Raw genomic sequence first — 25,720 nt, 5'->3', positions numbered from 1 at the left:
GCCAGTCTCCCCCACCACCGTCGTGGACTGCCCGGCCGGGTCGGCGCGGCGCGGTCGGGCCGACCCGGCCGGGGTGAGGAGTATGAGCCCCGCCACAGCGCTCGCCGGCCACCTGGGAAATTGTCGGTGCCTCCCGGCAAGATCCCTGCGCCGTACCCCCGAGGCGAGGAGTCCGCCATGGCACGCCGCACGCCGGTGACGTTGAACGTGGTCGAGCACGGCACGGGTGTTCCGGTGCTGGCCCTGCACGGCTGGACGCCGGACCACCGACTGATGCTGGGCTGTCTCGAACCGGTGTTCGCCGGGCGCCCGGGCTACCGGCGGCTCTACCCGGACCTGCCGGGCATGGGCGAGTCACCGGCCCCGCCGGAGATCGCCGGCTCGGACGACGTGCTCGACGCCGTGCAGGATCTCGTCGACGACCGGATCGGCGACGCGCCCTTCCTGCTTCTCGGCGAGTCCTATGGCGGCTACCTCGCCCGGGCCCTCGCCAATTCCCGGCCCGACCAGGTGCGCGGCCTGGCCCTGATCTGTCCCATGGGCACCGCCGTCGAGAAGGCGGACCGCCGGTTGCCGCAGCCGCAGGTGCTGCGGCCCGATCCCGACCTGCTCGCCTCGGTCGACGCCCGGACCGCCACCGAGTTCGCCGACCTGGCGGTCGTGCAGTCCCCGGAGACGCTGCGCCGCTTCCGCGAGGAGATCCTGACGGGCCTCGACGTGGCCGACACCACGGCGATGGCCCGGATCAGGCAGCGCTGGACGCTCTCCGAGGATCCGGAGGGCGGGGAGCCGTTCACCCGGCCGACCCTCGTCCTCACCGGCCGGCAGGACCACTCCACCGGCTATCTCGACCAGTTCGCGCTGCTGCCGCACTATCCCCGGGCGACGTTCGCGGTGCTCGACGTGGCCGGGCACAACCTTCAGATCGAGCAGCCGGTGCTGTTCGACGCGCTGGTGGGCGAGTGGCTCGACCGGGTGGCCGCCGAGGGGTGAGCGGGCCGAGGGAGCCGGTCAGGCGGCCGGCTCCCAGGCGTACGCGGCGAGTGGCGCGTCGACCGGCGCGGCGATGAGCCGGTTGGCGAACGTCGAGATGGTGTACGCCCCGATGCCGAGGACCACGTCCAGGGCGTGCCTCGGCTGGTATCCGGCGGACAGGAACGCCCGCACGTCGTCGTCCGGGACGGCACCCCGGTGCGCCAGCACGGCCAGCACGAAGCGCCGTAGCGCCTCGATCAACTGGTTCCGCCTCGACGTGCCCGGCTGGTTCGGCGGCTGACCCCGGACAGCCGTCGACGGGGGCCCGCGCCGGTCAAGCGCCCCGGGGAAAAGTCACCAACCCTGGCGTACACCCCCGGGGGCGGCGCAGCCTGGACGACATGTCGGACGCCTACGTGGTCGGTGACCCGGACGGCCTGTCACCGCTGCTGGCCGAGCTGCGGGACGCGGTCGCCCGGGAGCTGCACGCCCAGCTCGCACTGCGGGCCGAACGGATCGAGCTGGCCGACGTGCCCGAGGTGGCCTACCAGATCACCCGGCGCGTCGACGAGCTGCTCCGGCACCGCCGCGCGGCGAAGCGGGCCAACTCCGCCCACTCGTAGTCGCGGTCGAAGATGCCCGCCGGCTTTGTCGGCCCCACCCGCCACCTCAGAATGTAGAACTACAGTTCTTAGAAGTGTAGTCCTACAAAATGCGCCGTCAGCTGAGGCCGCCGTACGAGTGCAGGCCGGTGAAGAAGATGTTCACGCCGAACAGGTTCATCAGCACGGTGAAGAAGCCGATCACCGCGATCCAGGTCGCCACGTTCCGCTTCACGCTCGGGGTGGCCCGGGCGTGCAGGTAGCCGGCGTAGACGACCCACGAGATGAACGCCCAGGTCTCCTTCGGGTCCCAGCCCCACGGCCGGCCCCAGGCCGCCTCGGCCCAGATGGCGCCCGCGATCACCGCGAACGTGAAGACCGGGAACGAGAAGGCGTGCAGCACGAAGGTCAGCCGCTCCAGGGCGGCCGCCTCCGGGAGCCGCTTGGCCAGCGTGTAGGGGAAGCTCCGCCGGCCCTGCTCGTAGCCGTTGCGCATCAGGAAGGCCACCGCCGGCACCACGCCGAGCAGGAAGATGCCGGAGGAGAAGACGATGGTCGACACGTGGATGACGAACCAGTACGAGTTGAGCGCCGGCACCAGCGGCACCACCGGCACGTAGAGCACCAGCTCGGCGGTGGCGAGCAGCAGCACCATGACCAGGGTCAGGAAGAGCCCGAGCCGGCGCAGGGACGGCCGCTTGGCGAGCACCACGAGCCAGGCGGCGGAACCGATGAACGAGACCGTGAGCACGAACTCGTACATGTTGCCCCACGGCATCCGGTCGGCCGCGACGCCGCGGGTGACCAGGGCCGCGAGGTGCAGCAGGGCGGCGACCGCGGTGGCCGCCACCGCGATCGTGCCGGCCAGGCGGGCGCGGGCGGCGGACCGGCCCACCGGGGACACGGGCGTGACCGGCGCGGCCGGCGGGGCGACCGTCGCGCCGGAGGCGCCGACGCCGGCGCCCACCAGCTCGCGGGCGGGTGCGGCGGCGACCCGGGTACGGGCGTTGCCCAGCGCGTACTCGACCGCGTGGCTGATCATCGCGATCAGGTACACCAGGGTCGCGAACGTCACCAGCTGATCGGAGAGTGCGGACATCACTCGGTCCCTTCCCGCGTCCCGGCCCGGTCGCTGCGTTCCGCGCCGGCCCGCTCATCCGGTCGCTCGTCACCGCGGACGGCGGCGACGAGCTGCGCGAACTCGTCGGCGAACCCTGGATGGTCGGTGCGCGGCAACCCACCGGCCTCGACCAAACTACTACCGCTCGTCGGAGTTTCGGCTCCGGGGGCCGCGGTACCGGGCGGCAGCACCCGGAAGAACACCCGGCGGCGTCGGCCGAACAGCGCCCCCATCAGCCCGAGCAGCAGGACCCCGCAGCTCACCAGCAGCAACGTCGACCCGGGGTCGTGCCGGACGGAGAGGGTCACGTAGCGCTCGGTGCCCAGGAACTCGACGGTGGTGCCGTCGTCCAGCTTCCAGCTCTCGCCCTTCCTGAGCACCTTCTCGCCGACCTGCTTCACCTTGCCCATGCGGACCTGCCGCTGGTCCAGCTCGTAGACCGAGCCGGGGATGCCCGCGTCCAGGCCGAGGTTGCCGCGGTACGCGACGAGGTTGAGGGCCGGGTTGCGCTCGGTCGGGTACTGCGACCGCACGAACGGCGGCGAGTCCGGCGCCGTGGGCAGGTAGATGCCGGTGAACGCCATCTGGAGGTCCGACTCGCGCGTGCCGGTGGCCGGGTCGACGTTGGCGTCCGGGAAGGCGGCCAGGCCCTCCCCGGTCAGCCCCATGTCCCCCGTGGTGAGGAACGGCGTGGCGCTGGTCTGGCTGCGCCCGAAGCGGTCGGTGTAGCGGATGACCGGGGCGTAGCCGTGACCGAGCAGGTAGACGCTGGCGCCGTCGAGCCGCAGCGGCGAGTTGACCGAGAAGTCGGCGGTACGGGTCGCCCGGCCCCGCTCCTCCACCGTCACCGTGGCGTTGAAGTACTCCGGCTGCCCAGACTCCAGGAACCGCGCGTCGAACCGGTCCAGGGTCAGGCAGAAGGCGGGCAGGTGGGCGGTGTCCACCCGCGCGCCGAGCTTCGCCTCGGCGTACTGCTGACGGGTGTTGCAGAACGCGTTGTCCGCGCCGGCGACGAGCAGCCGGTTGCCGCTCCAGCCGTACCAGGAGCCGAGCGCCACCCCGATCAGCACGACCACCAGCGAGGAGTGGAAGAGCAGGTTGCCGCTCTCCTTGAGGTAGCCCTTCTCGGCGGACACCTCGTCGCCGCGCACCACCACGCGCCAGCGCCGCCGCCGCAGCACCTCGGCGATCGCCGCCGCCCCGCCCTCGGGCGCGGCCAGCACCGCGTGCTGGGGCAGCCGGTCCAGCCGCCGCGGGGCGACCGGCGGCTTCGCCCGCAGGGCCCGGACGTGGTCGCGCAGCCGTGGCGTGATGCAGCCGATCAGCGAGATGAAGAGCAGCAGGTAGATGGCGGAGAACCAGACCGAGCTGAAGACCGCGAAGCCGCCGATCCGGTCCAGCCGGGGGGCCAGGTCGGGGTGGTCGACGAAGTACTCGTTGACCTTCTCTGGGCTGATGTTCCGCTGCGGCAGCACCGAGCCGGGGATGGCGGCGATCGCGAGCAGGAAGAGCAGCACCAGCGCCGTACGCATGGCGGTGAGCTGCCGCCACGAGTTGCGCAGCAGGGCCAGCACCCGGTTCGGCCGGCGGCGGGGCGCCTCGGCCGGTGCCGCGCGGCGGTCGTCCACGGCGGTCATCAGATGCTCACCTCGCCCACTCCCACGGTGGTCTGCAGCCAGATCACGACGTTCGTCCAGCCGCCGGTGACGAGGGCGAGGCCGATCACGATCAGCAGGGCGCCACCCACGCGGGTGACCCAGCGGCTGTTGCGCCGGATGGCGCGGAAGACCCCGAGCAGACGCTGGAAGCCCAGCCCGAAGACGACGAACGGTATCCCCAGCCCCAGGCAGTACGCCACGGCGAGCACGACCGCCCGGTCGATCTGCCCGCTGACCGTGGCCATGCCGGTGACCGCGGCGAGGGTCGGGCCGACGCACGGCACCCAGCTGAGCGCGAAGACCGCACCGAAGACCGGCGCACCCAGCAGGCCGGCGGCCGGGAGTCGGTGGATCCGGAACTCGCGCTGCATGCCGGGGACCACACCGACGAAGGCCAGCCCGAGCAGGACGATCAACGAGCCGATGACGATCTCCAGCGTGCGCTCGTACTGGAAGAAGACCTTCCCGACGCTGGCGAACAGGACCGCGGTGGCGGTGAAGACGACGGTGAACCCGGCGATGAAGAGCAACGTCCCGGCGAGGACCCGGCCCTTGACCGCGGCGGTCCCGGTCCGGGCGGCCCGCTCCCGCACCGCGACGGCCGTGCCGCCGCCGGACCCGCCGGCCGGCTCCGTCGGCCGCGGGCGGGAGCCGCGCCCCTCCAGGTCGGCGCCGGCCAGACCGGTGACGTACGAGAGGTAGCCGGGAACCAGCGGCAGAACGCACGGGGAGAGGAAGCTGACCAGCCCGGCGAGGGCCGCCGCACCGATGGCGAGCAGCAGCGGGCCGGAGAGGGCGACCTGCCGGAACGTCTCGCCCATCAGCGGGAACCGGCGGCGGGCTGCTCGGCGGCGACCCGCTCGACGATCGGTTGCAGCCCGGCCTGCTTGACCGCGGCGCGGATCACCGCGGCGACCCGGCCGTCCCGGTCGAGCACCACGGTGGCCGGGATCGTGTTCGGCGGGATGTCCAGGGCGAGGGCCAGCCGGCTCGGTGGGTCGAAGAGGCTCGGGTAGGTCACCCGGCCCTCCTCGAACGCGATCGCCTTGTCCTTGCTGTCCTGCACGTTGATGCCGAGGAACGTCACGCCGGAGGCCTTGGTCGCCTGGTAGGTCGCCTCCAGGTCGTCCGCCTCGGCGCGGCAGGGCGCGCACCAGGAGCCCCAGAAGTTGACGACGACGACCTGGCCACGGGCCTGCGAGACGTCGTACGCGCCGCCGGTGAGCAGCTCACCGGCGATCTTCGGTGGCGCGGAACGCTGCTCCGGCGCGCACTCGATCACACCCTCCGGGGAGGTGCTGCAGGACTTCTCCTGGCTCTTCGACGTGCAGCCGACCAGCCCCACCGCGGCGACGACGGCGAGCAGACCGGCGGTCCACCTCCGGGTGTGCATCAGGCCCCCTTGGCCGTCCGGGCGGTCGGCGACATCGCGATCAGGTGGGCGGCCGGCTCGGAGTAACCGATGCCGACCACCTTGGCGCCGTCGAAGTGGAACGAGGTGAGGCTGGCCAGGCCGCACTGGCGCCGGCGCGGGTCGTGCCAGAGACGCTTGCGCTCGACGTACCGGCGCAGGGTCCAGATCGGCAACTGGTGCGACACCAGCACGGCCTCGCGGCCCTCGGCGGCGATCCGGGCGGCGTGCAGCGCGGCGAACATCCGCTCCGCGATCGCCCGGTAGGCCTCGCCCCACGACGGGGTCATCGGGTCGCGCAGCACCCACCAGTTGCGCGGGTCGCGGAACGAGCCGTCGCCCGGCGACACCTTCTTGCCCTCGAACCAGTTGGCGCTCTCGATCAACCGCTCGTCGACCCCGACCGGCAGGCCGAACTGCGCGGCGATCGGCTCGGCGGTCTGCTGCGCGCGCTCCAGCGGGCTTGCCACGACGTGCACCACCGTCCGCTCGGCGAGCCCCTGCGCGGCGGCCTTGGCCATCTGCACACCGAGCTCGGAGAGGCGGAAACCGGGCAGCCGCCCGTAGAGGATCCTGTCCGGGTTGTGCACCTCGCCGTGCCGCAGCACGTGGACCACCGTCTCGCTCACCGCTGCGCCCCCTTCGTTCGCGACTGCGGGGCTCGCAAACCCGGCTCACTCCTCGCGCTCACCGTTGCGCCCCCTTCGTTCGCGACTGCGGGGCTCGCAAACCCGGCTCACTCCTCGCGCGCACGCTACCCCCCGTGACCTGCCGCTGCCGCTGCTCGCGCCGCCACCGGAAGGGCGGTGGCGATCTGCTCCAGGGCGGCGTCGTCCAACGCCGCCGAGACGAACCACGACTCGAACGCGCTCGGCGGCAGGTAGACGCCGGCGGCGAGCATCGCGTGGAAGAACGCCTTGAACGCGGGGACCTGCTGGGTCCGGGCGCTGTCGTAGTCGACGACGTCCGCGTCCGTGAAGAAGATCGAGAACATGCTGCCCGCGTACGACAGCTTGTGCGGGACACCCGCGGCGGCGAGCGCGTCGGCGGCGAGCTTGCCCACGACGGCGGCCGTCTCGTCCAGGCGCCGGTAGAGCGCGTCGTCGGCCAGCCGCAGGGTGGCGAGGCCGGCGGCGCAGGCCAGCGGGTTACCGGAGAGGGTGCCCGCCTGGTAGACCGGGCCGGCCGGCGCGAGCCGCGCCATGATCTCCGCGCGCCCGCCGAACGCCGCGGCGGGCAGGCCACCGCCCATGACCTTGCCGTACGTCCAGAGGTCGGCGTCGGACGGGTCGAGGCCGTGCCAGCCGGAGCGGGACACCCGGAACCCGGTCATCACCTCGTCGACGATGAGCAGGGCGCCGTGCGCGTGCGCGATCCGGGCCAGCTCCTGGTTGAAGCCGTCGCGGGGGGCCACCACGCCCATGTTGCCGGCGGCGGCCTCGGTGATCACCGCGGCGATGTGCGGCCCCTCGGCGGCGAAGGCCTCCTCCACCGCCCGCAGGTCGTTGTAGGGCAGGACGACCGTCTCGCTGGCCGCGGCGCCGGTGACGCCGGGCGAGTCGGGCAGGCCGAGGGTGGCGACGCCCGAGCCGGCGGCGGCGAGCAGCGCGTCGACGTGGCCGTGGTAGCAGCCGGCGAACTTGATGATCTTGGATCGGCCGGTGTAGCCGCGCGCCAGCCGGATGGCCGACATCGTGGCCTCGGTGCCGGAGTTGACCAGCCGGACCTGCTCGACCGGGGTGCGGTCGACGATCTCGGCGGCCAGCTCCACCTCGCCCGGCGTCGGGGTGCCGAAGCTGGTCCCCCGGGCGGCGGCGGCCTGCACCGCGGCGACCACCTCGGGGTGCGCGTGACCGAGGATCAGCGGGCCCCACGAGCAGACCAGGTCGACGTAGCGCCGGTCGTCGGCGTCGTAGAGCCAGGGCCCCTCGCCCCGGACCATGAAGCGCGGGGTGCCACCGACCGCGCGGAAGGCGCGGACCGGCGAGTTCACCCCGCCCGGCACGATGGCGCGGGCGCGGTCGAACAGGGCCTCGGAGGCCGGGGCGTCGGTCGGGTAGCGGCCGGACCCGGCGGAAGAAGTGTCGGTCACGATGACGCCATTGTGTCAGCGCCCGCGGGGACAGCGGCAATGACCCCTGGCTGGGGTTACCCGGCTCACCCAACCTCGGGACGTCGGCTCATCCGCCTCCGGACGTCACGCCCGGCGGATCGATCGGGGCCGCGTGCCGGTGATCGACGCTCGTCGGAGTCGGAAGTTGATCGCAAGCCGCGCCTCGACAGGCCGGGTCGACCGGATCGCGTTAGGCTGACCGGGTGGATCGTGCCGAACTGTCCATCACGGTACACCGGACGGGTGACGAAGCAGTGCTGCGCCTCGCCGGTGAGATCGACATGCTCACGGCCGCCCAGCTGTCGACCGTCGTGAACGAGGTCCTCACCGACCCGCCACCACGGATCGTGCTCGACCTCGGCGGGGTGACCTTCTGCGACTCGCAGGGGCTGGGCACCCTCGTCGTCCTCAGCCGCAAGGCGAGCCACTCCCAGAGCCTGCTCGTGCTGACCCACGTGGGCGACTTCCTGCTCCGGGTCCTGGACATCACCGGCCTCCGCTCGGCCCTGATGATCCGCAACGACCAACCGGCCAGCTAACCCCCACCCCCCCTCCCCCGGCCCTCGCCCCCCCTTGGCGGGCGGGTGGGGGCGCGGGCGGGTGGGGTGGGTCAGGTGGGGTTGCCCCAGCGGGCTTGCTCCAGCAGGTCGATCGTGCGGTCGCGGGCGTCCGCCTCGTCGGTACGCAGTAGCGCGGTCGCCTCGTCCACCGCGTCGGTCAGCACCCGCAACTGGGCGTCCCGCTCACGTACGAGGTCGGACTGGGCGGCGAGCTGCCGGGTCTTCACCCACAGCTCCACGAAGACCGACACCTTGGCCCGCAGCACCCACGGGTCGAACGGCTTCGTGAGGTAGTCGACCGCGCCGACCGCGTACCCGCGCAGCGCCAACTGGGCGTCCCGGTCGGCGGCGGTGAGGAAGATGATCGGCACGTGTCGCGTACGCTCACGGCGCTTGATGTGGCTGGCGGTCTCGAAACCGTCCATGTCCGGCATCTGCGCGTCCAGCAGGATCACCGCGAAGTCGTCCACCAACAGTTGCTTGAGCGCCGCCTCGCCGCTCTCCACGGCCACCGACTGGACCGGGAGGCCCTGGAGGATCGCCTCCAGGGCCATCAGGTTCTCGCGGCGGTCGTCGACGAGCAGCGCCTTGGCCATCTGGGTCACGAGTTCTCCTCGGTGCGGCTGCCGCTGATCCAGGACGACATGAGCTCGATCAACTCGTCCAGGTCCACCGGCTTGGTGATGTAGTCGCTGCCTCCGGCGGCGAGCGCCGATTCCCGGTCGCCCGGCATCGCCTTCGCGGTCAGGAAGACGATCGGCAGGTCCGCGAAGCGGTGGTTACGGCGGATCTGGCGGGTGGTCTCGTACCCGTCCTGGTCCGGCATCATGGCGTCCATCAGGACGATGTCCACCTCCGGATGCTCGGCGAGCAGGCGGACACCGTCCGCCCCGTTGTCCGAGTACAACACGGTCATACCGTGCAGTTCCAACGCGGAGGTCAGCGCGAAGACGTTTCGGACGTCGTCGTCGACGATCAGCACGGTGGCCCCGTCGAGCCGTCGGGTGGTCGGGCCGGGGGCCGGCGTCGGCAGCTCCACCGGCGGCATGAGCAGGGAAGACGGCAAGCCCGCCCGGGTCGGCGACGGGGGCAGCGGCGCCACCACGGCGTCCGGCGCCAGCACGTCCGGCACGAAGAGCGTGAAGGTCGAACCCTGCCCCGGCGCCGACGAGACCGTGATGGTGCCGCCGAGCAGTCGGGCGAGGTCCCGGCTGATCGACAGGCCCAGGCCGGTGCCGCCGTAGCGACGACTGGTGGTGCCGTCGGCCTGCTGGAACGCCTCGAAGATGATCGACAGCTTGTCGTCGGAGATGCCGATGCCGGTGTCGATCACGGTGAACGCGATGACCTGCCGGGCGTTGGTGAGCGCCGGCACGTCGAAGACCGCGTTGTCGGCCGCCGGGGCGATCCGCAGCGTGACCGCGCCGTTGTCGGTGAACTTCACCGCGTTCGACAGCAGGTTGCGCAGGATCTGCTGGAGCCGCTGCGCGTCGGTGACCAGCGCCGGCGGCAGATCCTTGCTGACCCGCACCTGGAAGTCCAGGCCCTTCTCCTCGGCCTGCGGCGCGAACGCCTGCTCGACGTAGCCGCGGATCTCGGCGAACCGCACCTCGTTGGGCTCGACGTCCATCCGACCCGCCTCGATCTTGGACAGGTCGAGGATGTCGTCGATCAGCGAGAGCAGGTCCGACCCGGCGCCGTGGATGGTCCGGGCGAACTCGATCTGCTTCGGGGTGAGGTTGGCCTCCGAGTTCTCGGCGAGCAGTCGGGCCAGCAGCAGCAGCGAGTTCAGCGGCGTACGCAGCTCGTGGCTCATGTTGGCCAGGAACTCCGACTTGTACGCGGACGCCCGGGTGAGCTGCTGCGCCTTCTCCTCCAGGCCGATCCGGGCCAGCTCGATCTCGCGATTCTTCGTCTCGATGTTGCCCTTCTGCTCCGACAGCAGGGTGGCCTTCTCCTCCAGCTCGGCGTTGGTGCGCTGCAGCTCCGCCGACTGCTCCTGCAGCTCGTGCGCCAGCCGCTGCGACTGGGCGAGCAGCTCCTCCGTACGCCGGTTGGCCTGGATGGTGTTGACCGCGATGCCGATGGTGAGCACCAGCCGCTCCAGGAACGACAGGTGCAGCTCGGAGAAGGGCACCACGCTGGCGAACTCGATCACGCCGAGCAGCTCGCCCTCGAAGAGAACGGGCAGCACCACCAGGTCGGCGGGCGGCGTGTCGGCGAGCCCGGATCGTACGGTCAGCGCCCGGTCCGGGGAGGCGCTGACCCGGATGGTCCGGCGGGACAGCGCCGCCTGGCCGACCAGGCCCTCCCCCGGCCCGAAGGTGACGTCGTGGCCGCGGGCCACGTACCCGTAGGAGGCGGTCAGCCGCAGCCGCATGCTGCCGTCGGAGGTGTCGGCCAGGAAGAACGCGCCGAGCTGCGCGTCGACCAGCGGGGTGACCTCCAGCATGATCATGCGGCAGACCTCGCCGAGGTCGCGCTGACCCTGCAACAGACCGCTGATGCGGGCCAGGTTGGAGTCGAGCCAGCCCTGCTCGGCGTTCTTCTTGGTCGTCTCCCGCAGGGTGACGATCATCTGGTTGATGTTGTCCTTCAGCTCGGCGACCTCGCCCTGCGCCTTGACGTTGATCCGCTGGGTGAGGTCGCCGCGGGTCACCGAGGTGGAGACCTGCGCGATGGCCCGCAGCTGGGTGGTCAGCGTCGACGCGAGCTGGTTGACGTTCTCGGTCAGGTCGCGCCAGGTGCCGGAGACCCCCTTGACCTGCGCCTGACCGCCCAACTTGCCCTCGATGCCGACCTCGCGGGCCACCCGCGTGACCTCATCGGCGAACGACGACAGCTGATCCACCATCGTGTTGATGGTGTTCTTCAACTCCAGGATCTCGCCCTGGGCGTCCACCGTGATCTTCTGGCCGAGGTCGCCCTTCGCCACCGCCGTGGTGACCGAGGCGATGTTGCGGACCTGACCGGTCAGGTTCGACGCCATCGAGTTCACGTTGTCGGTCAGGTCCCGCCAGGTGCCGGAGACCCCCTTGACCTGCGCCTGACCGCCCAACTTGCCCTCGGTGCCCACCTCACGGGCCACCCGCGTGACCTCATCGGCGAACGACGACAGCTGATCCACCATCGTGTTCACCGTCGACTTCAGCTCCAGGATCTCGCCCTGCGCGTCGACCGTGATCTTCTGCGACAGGTCGCCCTTCGCCACCGCCGTCGAGACCTGCGCGATGTTCCGCACCTGGGCGGTCAGGTTCGACGCCATCGAGTTCACGTTGTCGGTCAGGTCCCGCCACGTGCCGGCGACGCCGCGCACCTGCGCCTGACCGCCGAGCTTGCCCTCGGTGCCCACCTCACGGGCCACCCGGGTCACCTCGTCGGCGAACGACGACAGCTGATCCACCATCGTGTTCACCGTCGACTTCAGCTCCAGGATCTCGCCCCGGGCGTCGACGGTGATCTTCTGCGACAGGTCGCCCTTGGCGACGGCGGTGGTGACCGAGGCGATGTTGCGGACCTGGCTGGTGAGGTTCGACGCCATCGAGTTCACGTTGTCGGTCAGGTCCCGCCAGGTGCCGGAGACCCCCTTGACCTGCGCCTGACCGCCCAACTTGCCCTCGGTGCCCACCTCACGGGCCACCCGGGTCACCTCGTCGGCGAACGACGACAGCTGATCCACCATCGTGTTCACGGTGTTCTTCAGCTCCAGGATCTCGCCCTGGGCGTCGACCGTGATCTTCTGCGACAGGTCGCCCTTCGCCACGGCGGTGGAGACCTGGGAGATGTTGCGGACCTGGCTGGTCAGGTTGCCGGCCAGCTGGTTGACGTTCTCGGTGAGGTCCCGCCAGGTGCCGGAGACGCCGCGCACCTGGGCCTGGCCGCCCAACTTGCCCTCGATGCCCACCTCACGGGCCACCCGGGTCACCTCGTCGGCGAACGACGACAGCTGATCCACCATCGTGTTCACGGTGTCCTTCAGCTCCAGGATCTCGCCCTGCGCCGCCACCGTGATCTTCTGCGACAGGTCACCCCGGGCCACCGCCGTGGAGACCTGCGCGATGTTGCGGACCTGACTGGTCAGGTTCGACGCCATCGAGTTGACGCTGTCCGTCAGGTCCTTCCAGGTGCCGGCGACGTTCGGCACGTCGGCCTGGCCACCCAGCTTGCCCTCGGTGCCCACCTCACGGGCCACCCGGGTCACCTGCTCGGCGAAGAGCCGCAGCGTGTCGGTGAGCGAGTTCATCGTGTCCGCCAGCTCGGCGACCTCGCCGCGCGCCCCGACCGTGATCTTCTGCGACAGGTCGCCCTTCGCCACCGCGGTCGCCACCTGGGAGATCGACCGCACCTGCCCGGTCAGGTTCGACGCCATGGTGTTCACCGAGTCGGTGAGGTCCTTCCAGGTGCCGGCCACACCCCGTACGTCGGCCTGGCCGCCCAGCTTGCCCTCGGTGCCCACCTCACGGGCCACCCGGGTCACCTCGTCGGCGAACGACGACAGCTGGTCCACCATCGTGTTCACGGTGCGCCCGATGCGCAGGTACTCACCGCGCAGCGGCCGGCCGTCGATCTCCAACGCCATGTGCTGGGAGAGATCGCCGTCGGCGACCGCGACGATGACCCGCGCGATCTCGGTGGTCGGCCGGCCCAGGTCGTCGATGAGCGAGTTGACCGCCCGCTGCCCGTCGGCCCACGAGCCGTCCAGGCCCTCGTGGTCCAGCCGCTCGGTGAGCCGCCCGTCCCGACCGACGACCCGGCTGATCCGCCGCAGGTCGAGGTGGTGCCGCTCCTGCATCGAGACGACCTCGTTGAAGGCGTCCGCGACCTCCCCCGCCTGCCCGGAACGCCGGGGCAGGCGGACCTTGAGATCGCCGCGGCGCACCCGCCGCAGCGCCTCGGTCAACTCACCGAGGAGCGCCTCGTGGTCCGGCGCGGACGGATCCGCCACCGACTGCTTCGCCGTGGTCATTGTTCCTCGTCTCAGCTCGGGGCCACCGGCGCTGCCGACTCGCCGGCCATCCCATATTGTGCCCGCGCCGACGCCGCACGCCAGGTACGCGACCGCTCGCCGTGCCCGCCGAACCTTCGCGGCGGGGACCGACCGGCCGGGGCGGCTTGGCACCCGGCGGGGCGGCGATGGAGGATACGGGGGTGTCGGCGGAGACGAGGCCCGCGTCGGCCGGCGGCCCGGACGGGCACGTCCGGCGCGTCCGCCTTCCCGCCGACCGGCGTACGCCCGCGGCGGCACGCGCCCTGGTCCGCTCGGTGCTGGCCGAGGCGCACCTGGACGAACTGCTCAACGAGGCGCTCCTGCTCACCACCGAGCTCAGCACCAACGCCGTGGAGCACGCCCGCACCGAACTGGACATCGAGGTCGTCGCGGACGATCTCGGGCTCACCGTCACCGTCTCCGACTTCGCCTCCGGCCCCACTGAGGAGCTGATCGTCGGGGTCCGCAACGAGACCAGCGAGATCACCGAGGTGGCCGAGCGGGGTCGCGGGCTGCTGCTGGTCGACCACTTCGCCAGCCGCTGGGGCACGACGTACCTGCCCACCGGCAAGGGCGTCTGGTTCCGGCTGGACCGCTCGGGTGCCACCGCCGCCCAGCCCGAGGGCGTCGCCCGGGTCCGGAGCACGCCCGGCGCCGGCCCGGAGGCGGGCGCCACGGAGGGGTCCAGCTCCGCGCCGAGCGCCGGCGCGATGAGCGAGCTGATGCAGATCAGCCCCGACCCGTACGCGGACGACCCGCTGCCCGACTTCGCCACCGGTCTGCTCACCCGGGTCGCCGAGATGGTCGGTGCGGCCGGGGGGGTGATCCGGCTGGACCGGGGCGACGGCACCGGCCCGCAGGTGCTGGCCCGCTTCGGCCGGCAACCCCGGGCCGGCAACGAGCTGCTCCGGGTGCCCTTGACCGTGCACCGCCCGTACGCCGGTGAGCTGGAGCTGGACGCGGCACCGTCCGCGTACGCCCGGCCGCTGGCCGTCCTCACGGCCGAGCGGCTCTCCCTGCACCTGGAGAACGACCGGCTACGCCGGGCCGACGTCCGACGGCAGGCCTGGCTGACGTTCCTGGCCGAGGCGAGCGAGCTGCTCGCCCAGTCGCTGGACGTCGAACTCACCATGGCGCTCATTCCCCAGCTGGTGGTGCCCCGGCTGGGGCAGTGGTGCGCCGTGCACACGACCGACGAGTGGGGCCGGCTACGCCTGGCGGCCGCCAGCCACGCCGATGAGTCGGTCCTGCCGCAGCTGCACAAGGTGCTCGCCGAGACCGGCCCGGACTCGGTCCAGGCGCGGCTGCGGGAGGCGTCGCGCAGCGCGGCGCAGGTGCCGCTCGGCGGGCCGATGGAGGGCTTCGCGGTGCCGCTGATCGCCCGCGGCCAGCGCCTCGGCACCCTGGCGGTCGGCCGGCACCAGCGGCACCGGCACGACCCCGACGAGGTCGCGGTGCTGGAGGACGTGGCTCGCCGGGCCGCGCTGGCGATCGAGAACGCGCGCATCCACGCCGAGCGCCGCCGGGTGGCCCAGGCGCTCCAGCAGTCGCTGCTGCCGCCGGTGCTGCCGGTGGTCGAGGGCATCGGTTTCGCCGCCGAGTACGTCCCGACCGGCGGCGACGCCGACGTCGGCGGCGACTTCTACGACGTGCTGGCCCTGCCCGACGGGCGGTGGCTGGTGGTGATCGGGGACGTCTCCGGCAAGGGCGTGCAGGCCGCCGCGGTCACCGGGCTCGTCCGGGACGTGATCCGGGTGCTGGTCGGCGACGGCAAGCCGCTGCCCGAGGTGCTCGCCCGGCTCAACGAGACGCTGGTCGAGCGCGGCGGCGGCCGGTACTGCACGCTGGCCCTGGCCGCGGTCACCCCCGACGCCGACGGTCGGTTGACCGTCTCGCTGCACCTGGCCGGGCACGACCGGCCGGTGCTGCTGCCGGGCGCCGGCGGTGGCGCGTTCGTCGGTGCCGGGGGCACGGCCCTCGGGCTGCTCGACACGATCGCCACCCCCACCGCCGAGGTGCGGTTGGCACCCGGCGACGCGTTGGTCTTCTACACCGACGGGGTCACCGAGCGGCGCCGGGGGCGGGAACTCTTCGGCACCGACCGGCTGCGTGCGGCCGCGACGCCGCTGGCCGGCTACTCGGCGGACGTGGTCGCCGCGCGGCTGCGGTCCACCGCGATCGGCTTCTCGGCCGAGCCGCCCCGCGACGACATCGCCATCCTGGTCGTCCGCAACGACGCCACCTGACCGGTCACCGACCTGCGCCGCTCGACCACCGATCCACGCCGCTCGGTCGGCTCGACGTTGGTGACGTCGGGGGTGTCCGGACGACTCCGGCACCCCGGCATCACGGATCTCGGGTGGATCACGCGGCGCACGCCGAGGCGGTAGGTTGAGCCGCATGTCGACCACCGTGGATGCGGTCGCCGACCTGCCACGCCTGGTCCGCACGGTCCTGGTCACCCAGCTCGCGGTGATCGCCGGCTTCGTCGTGGTCGCGGCGCTCTACGTCGGGCGGATGCTGACCGCCCGCGTCGGCCCCGCCGAGATGCTCACCGGGGCGTACGACCCGAAGGACCTCGTCCCGTTCGGCGTGCATGCCGCGAACCCGTTCTTCTGGCTCTATGCCGTCATCGCCGTCGTCTATCTGATGGGCGGCCTGTTCACCGTGCCGATGGCGATCTATGCCGCGGCGGTGGTCGCCCGCGACGGCGACCACCTCTCCCGGCGCATTCGGGCCCTGCTGCTGGTGGGCGCCGGCGCCAGCCTGCTGCTGTTGCTCGCCCGGTTCACACCGGCCGCCGCCGACATGCACCGCTGGTGGCTGGACTGATCGACCCGCCCGCAGCCGCGTCGCGGCGGGGTCGCCGCGACGCCCCGAGGGCCCGGCCGGGTCAGAGGCCGCCGGGCAGGCGGCCGGGGGCGAGCCGGTGGTGCGGGTCGAGGTGCTCCTTGGCCGCGCGCAGCCGGGGCACGGTGGTCAGCTCGCCCCACAGGTCGACCGCCCGGCGCACCTGCGGGGGCGCGGCGAGCACCACGCACCGCCCCTTGCGGGCGAGCAGCACCCCACGCACGGCGGCCAGGATGGAGGCCACCCGCTCGGCCGGGAGCGACCCGGGCAGCGCGGCGTGCACCACGCCCAGCCCGGCGGAGCCGCGGACGGGCACCGGAGCGCCCGCCGCGTCGCGCAGGGCGTAGACCGCCGCGTGCAGGTCGGTGATCGGCACCTCGATCCGCAGCGCGGTGTCGCCCGGGGCGAACGGGTAGCGCCGCCACCACGTCGGTGGGGAGTGGGTGACGGTGGCGTGACCGTCCAGGAGGGCCACCAGGCGTTCGGCCCGTTCGACGGTGTCGGCCGGGCCGCCCTCCAGCAGCACGACGAGGCTGCCGGCGCGGGCCGGGGCGTGGGCCCGGCCGGCCATCGACGGGTGGCGGGCGCGGGCCGCGGCGGACGGGTCGTCGGGGCGCGGCGGCCGGTGGGGCCGGGTGGCGGTGAGGTCGAGCTCGACGGCCGCCGGGTCGAGACGCGCGGCGAGGATGGCGCGCACCAGATCGTTGACCTCGAGCGGCGTCCACACCGGACGGGAGATCCACAGCCGGCTCGCCGGCACCGGCTGCACCCGCAGGGTGGCCGAGACCAGCACCCCGAGCCCGCCCTGCGAGCCGCACAGCAGCCGGGCCAGGTCGAGCCCCGGCGCGCCGCCGCCCGCGTCGACCAGCTCACCGTCGGCGGTGAGGTAGCGGACGCCGACCAGTTGGTCGCAGGGGCTGCCGTGCCGGTGCCGCAGCGGGCCGGCCTCGCCCGCGGCGAGCACGCCACCCAGCGTCGCGCCCGGCGACGGCGCGTCGACCGCCAGCCGCTGGCCGGTGCGCTCCAGCGTCGCCTGCACCGCCCGCAGCGGCGTGCCCGCGCCGACCTCGGCCGTCGGCGCGCCCACCGTCTCGTGCCCGATGCCGGCCAGCCGGCCGGTGTCGAGCAGGATGTCGACCTGCTCCGGGACGGCTCCCCAGTCGATCTTCGTGCCGGCGCCGCGCGGCACCACCGTCAGACCGTGCGCGGCCGCGAGCCGGAGCACCCGTGCGGCCGCGGCCGGCGCGCCCGGCACCGCGACCCAGCGGGCGGCCCGCCCGGCGACCTCGTCGGCCGGGCCGGCGAAACGCGCGAAGGGCGGGCCGCAGATCTCCGTCAACCGCTGGGTTATCTCGAGGGCACCGGACCGGTCGATGGAACTCGCTGCAGCCGCCATGGCAGTCATCGTACATATGTTCGAACGGCGGTGGTGGCGATTACCGCGATCGGGCCCGCGCACACCGGGCGGCGGGCAGCGTCCGGCCGGTAACGTGGCGCCGTGACCACCGAGACTTCCCCGCCCGCCGCCAAGCGGGTGCCGAGCGAGCGGATCCACCACGGCGACACCGTCGTCGACGAGTACGCCTGGCTGGCGGCCAAGGACGACCCGGAGACGATCGCCTACCTGACCGCCGAGAACGCGTACACCGAGGTCCGCACGGCTCACCTGGCACAGCTGCGCACCGAGCTGTTCGAGGAGACCCGTCGGCGCACCCGGGAGACCGACCTGTCGGTGCCGACCCGCAAGGACGGCTACTGGTACTACACCCGGACGGTCGAGGGGCAGCAGTACGGCGTGCACTGCCGGCGCGCGGTCCGCGACGGCGAGACCGAGCCGCCGGTCAGCGCCGACGGGGCCCCGCTGGACGGCGAGGAGGTGCTGCTCGACGGCAACCTGCTGGCCGAGGGGCACGACTTCTTCTCCCTCGGCGCGTTCGACGTCAGCCCCGACGGACGCTGGCTGGCCTACTCCACGGACTTCTCCGGAGACGAGCGGTTCACCCTGCGGGTCAAGGACCTCAAGACCGGCGAGCTGCTGCCCGACGAGGTGCCCGACACGTTCTACGGCACCGCTTGGTCGACCGACGCCTCGGTGCTGTTCTACGTGACCGTCGACGAGGCCTGGCGCCCCAACCGGGTGTGGCGGCACACCATCGGCTCCGCCGCGGCCGACGACGTGGTGGTGCACCAGGAGGACGACGAGCGGTTCTGGGTGGGCGTCGAGCTGACCCGCTCCGAGAAGTTCATCGTGATCGACATCCACAGCAAGATCACCAGTGAGGTGCTGGTGATCCCGGCGGGCAACCCGACCGGCGCGCCGGCGGTGATCGCGCCCCGGCGGCAGGGCGTCGAGTACACGGTGGAGCACCACGGCCACCGCTTCCTCATCCTGCACAACGACGACGCCGAGGACTTCGCGCTCGCGTACACGTCGGCGGACGCGCCCGGTGACTGGGTGCCCCTGATCCCGCACACCCCGGGCACCCGGCTGGAGGCGGTCGACGCGTTCGCCGACCACCTGGTCGTCTCGCTGCGCACCGACGGGCTCACCGGGCTGCGGGTGCTGCCGATCGGCGGCGGCGACGCGTACGACATCGACTTCCCCGAGCCGCTCTACAGCGTGGGCCTGGAGGCCAACCCGGAGTACCGGACCGGCCAGATCCGGCTGCGTTACGCCTCGCTGGTCACCCCGGACTCGATCTACGACTACGACCTGGTGACCCGGCAGATGGTGCTGCGCAAGCAGAAGCCGGTGCTGCCCGGGCCGGACGGCCGCCCGTACGACCCGGACGACTACGAGCAGCACCGCGACTGGGCGCTCGCCGACGACGGCACCCGGGTGCCGATCTCGCTGGTCTTCCGCAAGGGCACCCCGCAGGACGGCTCGGCCCCCTGCGAGCTCTACGGCTACGGCTCGTACGAGGCCAGCATGGATCCGTGGTTCTCGGTGGCCCGGCTGTCGCTGCTGGACCGGGGGGTCATCTTCGCGGTGGCACACATCCGCGGCGGCGGCGAACTGGGGCGGCGCTGGTACGACCAGGGCAAGCTGCTGGCCAAGAAGAACACCTTCACGGACTTCGTGGCCTGCGCCCGACACCTGGTCAAGGCGGGCTGGACGGCCGGCGACCGGCTGGTGGCCCGGGGCGCGTCGGCCGGTGGGCTGCTGATGGGCGCGGTCGCCAACCTGGCCCCGGACGCCTTCGCCGGAATCGTGGCGCAGGTGCCGTTCGTGGACGCGCTCACCTCGATCCTCGACCCGTCGCTGCCGCTGACGGTGACCGAGTGGGAGGAGTGGGGCAACCCGCTCGACGACCCCGAGGTCTACGCGTACATGAAGTCCTACACGCCGTACGAGAACGTGCGGGCGGTGGACTACCCGGCGATCCTCGCGGTGACCAGCCTGAACGACACCCGGGTGCTCTACCACGAGCCGGCCAAGTGGGTCGCGCGGCTGCGGGCCACCGCGCCGCAGGGCGACTACCTGCTGAAGACCGAGATGGGCGCGGGCCACGGCGGCCCGAGCGGCCGGTACGACTCGTGGCGCGAGGAGGCGTTCATCAACGCCTGGATCCTCGACCGCCTCGGCCGGGCGTGACCGGGGCGCGGGCGCGGTGACCACCGACGACGGCGAGCCCGAGGAGCCGACCGGCCGGCCGAGCCTGCGCGTGGTCGCGCGGGACCGGCGGGTGTGGGCGATCCTCGGGATCGTCGCCGCGGTGCTCGTCTGCTGCTGCTCGGCCGCCGTCGGCCTGGCGATCTCCTGGTCCGGCGGGCTGCTCGGCGCCGGCTGACCCCGGCGGCTGCTGAGGGCGGCGCCCGGCCGGCCGGCGGTGGCGCTGCGCTGGACCAGCAACGGCGGTGGCCCTGTGCTGGACCAGCCAACGGCCGGTGGCGCTGCGCTGGACCAGCCGGCGCGGCCCACGGTGACCCGGGCCGCCGCCGGGCGTCAGCCGACGCGGCCCGCGGTGACCAGGGCCGCCGCCTCTCCGGTGCGGACCATCCGGTGCCAGCGCAGCCGGTTGCCGATCAGCGCGGTGACCACCGACTGGACCACCACCAGGTACATCACCTGCCGGTAGACGAGCTGCTGGAGCGGCAGCGTCCACAGCGGGCCGGGCCGTTCCCGGTCCAGGCGCAGCGCGTAGCCGGCGGTGAGCACCTGGAGCAGCAGCAGCCCGAGCCACCCGAGCACGAGCGTCGACCAGGGCAGGAAGAACAGCCCGTAGACGGCGAACACGTCGACCGCCGGCGCGGTGAGCGGCAGGACGATCTGGAACACCGTGAGGTACGGCAGGCCGCGCCGGCCCAGTTTGCCGCCGGCGCCCGCCTCGCGCAGCGCGTGCCGGTGCTTCCACATCGCCTGCATCGTCCCGTAGCACCAGCGGTAGCGCTGCCGCCACAGTTGCCGCAGTGAGGACGGCGCCTCGGTCCAGGCGATCGCCGACTCCTCGTACACCACCCGCCAGCCGGCGCGGAGCACCCGCATGGTGAGGTCGGTGTCCTCCGCCAGGGTGTCCCCCGGCACCCCGCCGACGCCGAGCAGCACCTCACGGCGGAACGCGCCGATCGCGCCGGGAATGGTCGGCATGCACTCCAGCACGTCGTACATGCGGCGGTCGAGGTTGAAGCCGATCACGTACTCCAGGTGCTGCCAGCGGCCGAGCAGCCGCCGCCGGTTGGCCACCTTCGTGTTGCCGGAGATCGCGCCCACGGTCGGGTCGCCGAAGCCCTGCACGAGCCGGTGGACGGTGTCCGGCTGGAACACCGTGTCGCCGTCCACCAGCACCAGCAGGTTCGCGCGGGCGGCCCGGATGCCGGTGTTCAGGGCGGCCGGTTTGCCGGCGTTCGCCTGGCGGATGACCCGGACCCCGCGCAGGCGCATCCGCTCGACGATGTCGGCGGTGCCGTCGGTCGAGCCGTCGTCCACCACGATCACCTCGATCGCCGGGTACGCGCTGGCCACCAGGGACCGGACGGTCGCCGCGATGTTCGCCGCCTCGTTGTAGGCGGGCACGATCACCGAGACCGGGGCGCGCACCACCGGCCGGTGGGTGGCGGGTCGGCGGACCCGGCGGACGTGTCGTCGGGCGCAGACCACCTGCACCGCCAGGCGGGCGACGCCGAGCGCCAGCGCGACGCCGAGCAGCAGGTTCATGGCGCCGGCGACCCCGGCCGCACCCAGCTGGGTCCAGCGCAGCGCGGTGCCGCTCAGCCGGGTGCCGGTGCTCGCCGGCAGCGCGGACTCCGGCGCCCCGACACCGGCCGAGACGGTGGTGAAGGCGTACCCGTCCCCGGTGAGCTTCGCCAGCAGCTGGTCCAGCGCGGTGACCGTCTGCGCCCGGTCGCCGCCGCCGTCGTGCATCAGCACCACCGCGCCCGCGCCGCGGGCCGGGGTGGCCGCCCCGACGATCCGGTCGACGCCGGGGCGCTCCCAGTCCCGGGTGTCGCGGTCGGCGAGCACGGCGATGTGACCGCTGCCGGCCGCGCCGCGGAGCGCGTCGTAGTCGGCCTCACTCAGCTCGGACGGCAGCGACGAGAAGGGTGGGCGGAACAGGGTGACCTCCCGCCCGGTCGCCCCGGCGACCGATTTGCGGGTCAGCGCGAGTTCCAGGTCGCGCCGCCAGCCGGGAAGGCCGGCGAGGTCGGCGTGGGTGAAGGTGTGCGAGCCGATCTCGTGCCCCTCGGCGAGGATCCGCCGCACCAGCTCGGGGTGCTCGTTGACCCGGGCCCCGACCACGAAGAACGTGGCGTGGGCGTGGTGGCGACGGAGCACGTCGAGCACCTGCGGGGTCCAGCGCGGGTCCGGCCCGTCGTCGAAGGTGAGCGCGACCGTCCGCTCGGGCATCGCCCGGCTGATCGGGTCGGGACCGTCGAGCCGGAGCACCGGCCCACCGGCGGCGACGGCCTTCGGCACACCGGTGTGGTGCACACCGGTGGTCCCGTCGGCGGCCGCCGGGCCGGAGCCCCCGCCCAGCCCGGTCACCAGGCCGTGCAGGGTGAGCGCGGCGAGCAGCAGCACCAGACCGAGCAGGAGCAGGAGCCAGTGGGCCCGGGGGTCGCGTCGCGCGACGTGCCGTGGCTGTGTCACTTCGGCTTGCCCGGCGACTTGCTGGGCCTCGCCGTGTTGCGCCGTTCGTCACCCAGGCCCGGCTGGTCCGTGCCGTACGGGCGGGCGGTGGCGGGTGCGGCCGGTGTGGGGCGGACGGCCGACGGGACGGCCGTCGGGGAGCCGCCGGCCGTCGGGCCGGACGTGCGGGTGGTGGTCGGTGACGGCACCCGGGAGGGTGCGTCGCCGCTGCCCTCCCGCCCGTCGAGGCCCGCCTCGATGGGCTGCGCCGGCCGGTCGTCCGACCAGCCGGGCAGCGGCACGGGGGAGTCGAAGAAGAGACCGGCGAGGATCAGCGCGAAGCTGGTGAGGAGACCCAGCCCCATCGCGGTGCCGCCGATCACGGCGAGGCGGCGACGCCGGCCCGTGCGGTCGACGAACACCGGCGGGCTCCCACCGGGCTGGTTGTGCATCTGTCGAACTCCCGCCGCCAGGGCCGCCGGGCCGCGCGGCCCGGCGAGGGCCCGACCGCCGGGCCTCCGGCACGGACAGCGCCCGACCGCGTCGGGGCGTTACAGGCCTCAGGTCGTCCTAAGCTCCTCGACCGCGGTGCTCGCCCGCAGGAAGAGCAGGCCGATCCCCACGGTGACCAGCACCGCGGCCAGCGCGCCGGCCCCGAGCAGCGCCAGGTGCTCCATCGGTACGTCCGGCGTGACCCGCACCTCCGGGGTGTGCACGATGCGCGTGTGCTGCTGGCGGGCGACCGCGTCGGCGCAGATGTCGGCGCCGGCCTCGCAGACCTCGTACGAGGACGCGCCCTGGGTGGCGCCGGCGAAGAGCCCTCGAGACAGGAACAGGCCGACGCCCAGCGCCAGCAGGATCGCGGGAACCGCGGGCAGTGCCGACTGCCAGACGATCGACCGGGCCAGGGTGCCCCGGGGAACGCCGGTCGCCACCAGCGCGGCGTACGCCCGGCGCCGCGCGACGATGCCCTCGACCACGGCGACCAGCAGGCCCGCCGCGGCGATCCCCACCGCCACCGCCACCGCGAGGTCGACCAGATCCATGGTGGCCAGGTAGAAGGGGTTGGCCCCCTGGTCGACACCGGCGAGGCGGTTCTGCCGGCGCTCGATCTCGTCCTGGGCGACGAAGTACGCCCGCATCCCGGCCGCGCCGGCCCCGAAGATCACGGCCGCCAGCAGCGCGGCGAAGGTGCGGCTGCCGGCCCACGGGTCGGCCGTCAACCGCCCGGCGGCGAGCAGCGCGGCGGGGCCCCGGGCGTGCCGGTGCAGCAGCCGACCGGCGGTGTGGGAGATCCAGCCGGTGCCGGTCACCACGCCGGCCATCGCCACCAGCCCACCGCCGGCGAAGAGCCCCAGCACCTGCCCGACCGGCGGGGCGGTGCCGTCGTCGTACGAGCGCAGGGTCAGCCCGCCGAACGCGAACGCGGCCAGCCCGGTCGCGATGAGGATCGCCGACCACGGCCGCGGCCCTCGTTCCCGCTCGACCCGGCGGGTGACCCCGAGCGGACTTGTGGTGACCCGGCGCAGGAGCACCGCGGTGGCGAGCGCGGCCACCACCGGCAGCCCGAGCACGACGGCAGCCAGCGCGCCGGGTGCCGGCAGCACGTCGGTGGGGAGGGCCAGCTGACCCCGTGCGTCGGGCCGGCCCAGCAGCACCCGGCCGCCCAGGTGGAGCCCCAGGGCGGTGAGGGTGCCGAGGAGGCTGGCCACCCCGGTCTCCAGCACGGCGAGCCGGCCGACCTGGCCGGGGGTGGCGCCGGCGAGCCGCAGTGCCGCCAACCGCCGGTCGCGGGCCGGCGCGCCGAGCCGGGCGCACTGCCCGGCCAGCGCCAGCACCGGGATCATGAGCAGCAACAGGGCGAACGCGGTGCCGCCGCGCAGGCCCGGCTCGCGCAGCAACGCGTTGCGGTACTGCTCGGCCTGGGCGTAGGGGTCACCGACCGGTTCCGGGATGGCGAGCACGGTCAACGCCGCCAGCGCGGCCGACGCGGCGAGCGCGGCGCTCAGCGCGGTGAGCAGCACCCGGGCCGTGTCGGTGCGGGTGCCGGCCAGGGCCAGCCGCAGCAGGGTGCCCGGCCTCACCGGTGGCCGCCGGCGAGCGGCGTGTCCAGGCCCAGCCCGGTGTGGTCGACCATGCCGTCGCGGAGAACCACCTCGCGATCGGCGTACGCGGCGATGCGCGGCTCGTGGGTCACCAGGACGATCGCGGTGCGCTGTTCCCGGGCGAGCCGGACCAGCGCGCCCAGCACCTGCTCGCCGGTGAGCGTGTCCAGCGCGCCGGTCGGCTCGTCGGCGAAGAGCACCCGCGGCTCGGTCACCAGCGCCCGGGCGGTGGCGCACCGCTGCTGCTGGCCGCCGGACATCTCCCCCGGACGCACGTCGGCCACGTCGGCCACACCGAACCGCTCCAGCCAGGTCAGCGCCGCGGTCCGCGCCTCTCGCCGCCCCGTGCCGGCGAGCAACAGCGGAAGCGCGACGTTCTCCGCCGCGGTGAGCTCGGCGACGAGCTGACCGAACTGGAACAGCACCCCGAACTCGGTGCGGCGCAGCCGGGACCGGGTCGCCTCGGACCAGCCGTCGATCCGCCGGCCCTGCCAGAGCACCTCACCGGCGTCCGGGCGCAGGATCCCGGCGAGGCAGTGCAGCAGGGTGGACTTGCCGCAGCCGCTCGGCCCGGTGACCGCGACGATCTCCCCCTCGGCGACGTCCAGCGTGACGCCGCGCAGCGCGGGCGTCCGCCCGTACGCCTTGACCACGCCACGGGCCTGGAGTTCGGTCATGCGTGCACCTCCCGGTGCCAGTCGGCGACCCGGTCCAGCGTGGTGTGCAGCCAGCGCAGGTCGGCGTCGAGGTGTGCGATGGCGAAGTCGGCCGCGACGACGTCGTCGAGCCGGGCCGCCGGGTCGGTCTTGAGCGCGGTCAGCTCGCGCAGCCGTGTGGTGTGCGCGCGGCGCTGGTCGATCAGGTAGGACCGGGCCCGGTCCACGTCGGCGACGAGCAGCGCCACGACCACCTTGGCGAAGAGCGTGCTCGCCACGTACGGCATGGGTGGCTCGACGGTGGACAGCCAGCGGTCGAGCGCGGCGCGCCCGTCACCGGTGAGCGCGTAGGTCGTCCGGTCCGGGCCGGCGTCGCGGTCCTGCCCGGCGGCGGCCACCAGCCCGTCCCGTTGCAGCCGGCCGAGCGTGGCGTAGACCTGCCCGAAGGCCAGCGGCCGGGCCCGGGGCAGCCGCTCGTCGTGTGCCCGCTTGAGCTCGTAGCCGTGTTTGCTGCCCGTGGCGAGCAGCCCGAGCAGCACGTGCGGTGTGGACACCCCGCCACTATTCACCGGGTGAATAGCTGGAGTCAAGCAGGCGCACGCGTCGATCTCCCCCG

Annotated in this window: 22 protein-coding genes; 7 read left to right on the top strand and 15 right to left on the bottom strand. The window is 73.3% G+C overall.

What is annotated here, in order from left to right; genetic code table 11:
* Nucleotides 1–177 precede the first annotated feature (177 nt).
* Nucleotides 178–993: an alpha/beta fold hydrolase gene (locus tag ACIBTV_RS06350; protein ID WP_396702967.1), complete on the top strand. Its 816-nt coding sequence runs from the start codon at nucleotides 178–180 to the stop codon at nucleotides 991–993.
* An 18-nt stretch (nucleotides 994–1,011) separates the two neighbouring features.
* On the opposite strand, the gene ACIBTV_RS06345 is transcribed toward ACIBTV_RS06350, so the two are convergent.
* Complete coding sequence (locus tag ACIBTV_RS06345) at nucleotides 1,012–1,236, bottom strand: hypothetical protein (protein ID WP_396702966.1); 225 nt, start codon at nucleotides 1,234–1,236, stop codon at nucleotides 1,012–1,014.
* A gap of 140 nt (nucleotides 1,237–1,376) precedes the next feature.
* Here ACIBTV_RS06345 and ACIBTV_RS06340 point away from each other — a divergent pair, with 140 nt between their 5' ends.
* On the top strand, nucleotides 1,377–1,598 hold the full coding sequence (locus tag ACIBTV_RS06340) for a hypothetical protein (RefSeq protein WP_396702965.1): 222 nt from the start codon (nucleotides 1,377–1,379) through the stop codon (nucleotides 1,596–1,598).
* A gap of 97 nt (nucleotides 1,599–1,695) precedes the next feature.
* On the opposite strand, the gene ccsB is transcribed toward ACIBTV_RS06340, so the two are convergent.
* The 6 genes from ccsB to hemL form a co-directional block, all read right to left on the bottom strand.
* Nucleotides 1,696–2,676, bottom strand: coding sequence for a c-type cytochrome biogenesis protein CcsB (gene ccsB / locus ACIBTV_RS06335; protein WP_396702964.1), 981 nt, complete (start codon nucleotides 2,674–2,676; stop codon nucleotides 1,696–1,698).
* On the bottom strand, nucleotides 2,676–4,334 hold the full coding sequence (locus ACIBTV_RS06330) for a cytochrome c biogenesis protein ResB (protein WP_396702963.1): 1,659 nt from the start codon (nucleotides 4,332–4,334) through the stop codon (nucleotides 2,676–2,678). The genes ccsB and ACIBTV_RS06330 overlap by 1 nt, the downstream gene beginning before the upstream one ends.
* On the bottom strand, nucleotides 4,334–5,176 hold the full coding sequence (locus ACIBTV_RS06325; RefSeq protein ID WP_396702962.1) for a cytochrome c biogenesis CcdA family protein: 843 nt from the start codon (nucleotides 5,174–5,176) through the stop codon (nucleotides 4,334–4,336). Before ACIBTV_RS06325 ends, ACIBTV_RS06330 begins: the two co-directional genes overlap by 1 nt.
* Nucleotides 5,176–5,748: a TlpA family protein disulfide reductase gene (locus ACIBTV_RS06320; protein WP_396702961.1), complete on the bottom strand. Its 573-nt coding sequence runs from the start codon at nucleotides 5,746–5,748 to the stop codon at nucleotides 5,176–5,178. The genes ACIBTV_RS06325 and ACIBTV_RS06320 overlap by 1 nt, the downstream gene beginning before the upstream one ends.
* Nucleotides 5,748–6,395, bottom strand: a complete 648-nt coding sequence (locus ACIBTV_RS06315; protein ID WP_396702960.1) for a histidine phosphatase family protein — start codon at nucleotides 6,393–6,395, stop codon at nucleotides 5,748–5,750. The genes ACIBTV_RS06320 and ACIBTV_RS06315 overlap by 1 nt, the downstream gene beginning before the upstream one ends.
* 125 nt (nucleotides 6,396–6,520) lie before the next feature.
* A complete protein-coding gene (hemL, locus tag ACIBTV_RS06310; protein WP_396702959.1) occupies nucleotides 6,521–7,858 on the bottom strand; it encodes a glutamate-1-semialdehyde 2,1-aminomutase in 1,338 nt (445 codons plus the stop codon).
* A 224-nt stretch (nucleotides 7,859–8,082) separates the two neighbouring features.
* Here hemL and ACIBTV_RS06305 point away from each other — a divergent pair, with 224 nt between their 5' ends.
* Nucleotides 8,083–8,418 carry an STAS domain-containing protein gene (locus ACIBTV_RS06305; protein WP_396702958.1) on the top strand — a complete coding sequence of 112 codons (336 nt, stop codon included), beginning with the start codon at nucleotides 8,083–8,085 and terminating at the stop codon, nucleotides 8,416–8,418.
* Nucleotides 8,419–8,489: 71 nt separating this feature from the next.
* On the opposite strand, the gene ACIBTV_RS06300 is transcribed toward ACIBTV_RS06305, so the two are convergent.
* Both ACIBTV_RS06300 and ACIBTV_RS06295 read right to left on the bottom strand, forming a co-directional pair.
* Nucleotides 8,490–9,044 carry a two-component system response regulator gene (locus tag ACIBTV_RS06300; protein WP_396702957.1) on the bottom strand — a complete coding sequence of 185 codons (555 nt, stop codon included), beginning with the start codon at nucleotides 9,042–9,044 and terminating at the stop codon, nucleotides 8,490–8,492.
* On the bottom strand, nucleotides 9,041–13,405 hold the full coding sequence (locus tag ACIBTV_RS06295) for a HAMP domain-containing protein (RefSeq protein ID WP_396702956.1): 4,365 nt from the start codon (nucleotides 13,403–13,405) through the stop codon (nucleotides 9,041–9,043). Before ACIBTV_RS06295 ends, ACIBTV_RS06300 begins: the two co-directional genes overlap by 4 nt.
* 182 nt (nucleotides 13,406–13,587) lie before the next feature.
* Here ACIBTV_RS06295 and ACIBTV_RS06290 point away from each other — a divergent pair, with 182 nt between their 5' ends.
* Together ACIBTV_RS06290 and ACIBTV_RS06285 are read left to right on the top strand one after the other, a co-directional pair.
* A complete protein-coding gene (locus tag ACIBTV_RS06290; protein ID WP_396702955.1) occupies nucleotides 13,588–15,672 on the top strand; it encodes a SpoIIE family protein phosphatase in 2,085 nt (694 codons plus the stop codon).
* Between the two features lie 154 nt (nucleotides 15,673–15,826).
* Complete coding sequence (locus ACIBTV_RS06285; protein ID WP_396702954.1) at nucleotides 15,827–16,258, top strand: hypothetical protein; 432 nt, start codon at nucleotides 15,827–15,829, stop codon at nucleotides 16,256–16,258.
* Between the two features lie 61 nt (nucleotides 16,259–16,319).
* Here the strand turns inward: ACIBTV_RS06285 and ACIBTV_RS06280 are convergent, their stop codons facing one another.
* Nucleotides 16,320–17,672 (bottom strand): FAD-binding oxidoreductase, encoded by a 1,353-nt coding sequence (locus ACIBTV_RS06280; protein WP_396702953.1) that lies wholly within the window; start codon nucleotides 17,670–17,672, stop codon nucleotides 16,320–16,322.
* Nucleotides 17,673–17,774: 102 nt separating this feature from the next.
* Here ACIBTV_RS06280 and ACIBTV_RS06275 point away from each other — a divergent pair, with 102 nt between their 5' ends.
* Nucleotides 17,775–19,871, top strand: a complete 2,097-nt coding sequence (locus ACIBTV_RS06275; protein WP_396702952.1) for a S9 family peptidase — start codon at nucleotides 17,775–17,777, stop codon at nucleotides 19,869–19,871.
* Nucleotides 19,872–19,887: 16 nt separating this feature from the next.
* A complete protein-coding gene (locus tag ACIBTV_RS06270; protein ID WP_396702951.1) occupies nucleotides 19,888–20,067 on the top strand; it encodes a hypothetical protein in 180 nt (59 codons plus the stop codon).
* Between the two features lie 155 nt (nucleotides 20,068–20,222).
* Here the strand turns inward: ACIBTV_RS06270 and ACIBTV_RS06265 are convergent, their stop codons facing one another.
* The 5 genes from ACIBTV_RS06265 to ACIBTV_RS06245 form a co-directional block, all read right to left on the bottom strand.
* Nucleotides 20,223–22,364, bottom strand: a complete 2,142-nt coding sequence (locus tag ACIBTV_RS06265) for a bifunctional polysaccharide deacetylase/glycosyltransferase family 2 protein (RefSeq protein ID WP_396702950.1) — start codon at nucleotides 22,362–22,364, stop codon at nucleotides 20,223–20,225.
* Nucleotides 22,361–22,795: a hypothetical protein gene (locus ACIBTV_RS06260; protein WP_396702949.1), complete on the bottom strand. Its 435-nt coding sequence runs from the start codon at nucleotides 22,793–22,795 to the stop codon at nucleotides 22,361–22,363. The genes ACIBTV_RS06265 and ACIBTV_RS06260 overlap by 4 nt, the downstream gene beginning before the upstream one ends.
* Before the next feature lie 108 nt (nucleotides 22,796–22,903).
* Complete coding sequence (locus tag ACIBTV_RS06255) at nucleotides 22,904–24,427, bottom strand: FtsX-like permease family protein (protein ID WP_396702948.1); 1,524 nt, start codon at nucleotides 24,425–24,427, stop codon at nucleotides 22,904–22,906.
* Nucleotides 24,424–25,125, bottom strand: a complete 702-nt coding sequence (locus ACIBTV_RS06250) for an ABC transporter ATP-binding protein (protein WP_091593355.1) — start codon at nucleotides 25,123–25,125, stop codon at nucleotides 24,424–24,426. The genes ACIBTV_RS06255 and ACIBTV_RS06250 overlap by 4 nt, the downstream gene beginning before the upstream one ends.
* Nucleotides 25,122–25,658 (bottom strand): PadR family transcriptional regulator, encoded by a 537-nt coding sequence (locus tag ACIBTV_RS06245; RefSeq protein WP_396702947.1) that lies wholly within the window; start codon nucleotides 25,656–25,658, stop codon nucleotides 25,122–25,124. The genes ACIBTV_RS06250 and ACIBTV_RS06245 overlap by 4 nt, the downstream gene beginning before the upstream one ends.
* Nucleotides 25,659–25,720: the final 62 nt, after the last annotated feature.

Origin of the sequence: Micromonospora sp. NPDC049366 (genome assembly GCF_044466625.1) — a bacterium.
Lineage (GTDB): Bacteria > Actinomycetota > Actinomycetes > Mycobacteriales > Micromonosporaceae > Micromonospora.
The sequence above is the reverse complement of the archived record's forward strand: the minus strand, read 5'-3'. Positions and strand labels throughout refer to the sequence as shown.